Origin of the sequence: Methylopila musalis (genome assembly GCF_042679725.1) — a bacterium.
Classification (GTDB): domain Bacteria; phylum Pseudomonadota; class Alphaproteobacteria; order Rhizobiales; family Methylopilaceae; genus Methylopila; species Methylopila musalis.
Genome location: NZ_JBHTMX010000367.1, coordinates 1 through 1,231 on the forward strand (window position 1 = coordinate 1; position 1,231 = coordinate 1,231).

Annotated in this window: 1 protein-coding gene and 1 pseudogene; both read left to right on the forward strand. The window is 74.2% G+C overall.

The features are described 5' to 3' along the window. A pseudogene (locus ACFQ4O_RS17700) lies at window positions 1–231 on the forward strand (tetratricopeptide repeat protein); the annotation flags it as partial. Next, on the forward strand, window positions 231–1,231 hold a 1,001-nt coding region (locus ACFQ4O_RS17705; protein ID WP_378777715.1), incomplete at its 3' end, for a hypothetical protein. The pseudogene ACFQ4O_RS17700 and the gene ACFQ4O_RS17705, both read left to right, overlap by 1 nt.

A 1,231-nucleotide genomic window follows, 5' to 3' on the forward strand; every position in this document is an offset into this window, starting at 1 on the left:
GAAGGCGCCGGCCGCACCGGCGGCGAGCAGGCGCCGGTGGCCCAGCAGATGGAGCAGCCCTCGCTGAAGCTGCGCCGCAGCCGGGAGCAGCAGGCGGTGAACCCGAGCGTGCAGTGGCTGCAGACGCTGGCCGACGATCCCGGCCGCTATCTCCGGCTGCGGCTCGCGGCCGAGCGCGCCCGCCGGGCGGAACGGGGCGTGGCCGCGCCCACGGGAACGGAGGCGTGGTGATGGCGCGCGCGCTCGCAGGCCTGCTGTTCGTTCTCCTTGTCGCGCTGGCGCCCGCCCCGGCCCGCGCCGCGTCGTCCGTGTTCGACGACGTGCGGCTCGAGGTGACGCCGCTCCTGAACGGAGCCGCGCCCTATCCGCGCGAGCTGGTGCTGGTGCGCATCCGGGGCGTCTACCGGCCGCTGATCAACCTGTCGAAGCTGATCCAGCCCGAGCTGGTGGACTTCGCCTGGTCCGAGCTCGGCCTCGACGACCTGCGCGTGATCGAGGAGGACGGCTTCACCAAGCGCGAGTTCACGCGCGTGATCGCCGTCTATCCGAGCCGCTCCGGCACGCTGGTCATCGGACCGTTCGTGCATCGGCTGAGCGTGGTCGACGGCGCCGAGCGGCGCGAGATCGAGGTGGTGTCGAAGCCCGTGGAGCTGAAGGTCGCCGAGTGGCGCGGCCCCGGCGGCCCGGACGACGCCAGAGGCTGGTGGCTGCCGGCCCGCTCCGTCGAGGTGCGGGACGCGTGGTCCGGCGATCCGGACCGCGTGCCCCGGGGCGAGACGCTGACCCGCACCGTCACCGTCACCGCCGACGGCGCGCCCGCCGACATGCTGCCGCCGACCCCGAAACTGCTGTCGCCGGGGATCATCAGCTTCCTCGGCCCCACCAGCCGCGAGACGAAGATCACCCCGACCGGGCCGGTTTCGCAGGTGACCTATTCCTGGGAGGCGCGCCCGACCACCGCCTTTCCCGCCACCGTGACGGAGATGCGGATTCCGTGGTTCGACACCCAGACGCGGAAGATGCGCGAGGCGGTGATCCCCGCCCGGCGCATGGCGTGGGCTGCGGACGACAGCGGAGAACCGGCGCCCGTGAAGCGCGCGGGGCCGTCCGCGCTTCAGATCGCGGCCGCGCTGGCGCTGTCCTTCGCGGGCGGGGCGGCGCTGCTGCTGTGGCGCTCCGGGGCTCAGCCCTGGCGTCTCCCGGAACGCGCGCCCGCGGCGCTCACCGCCCT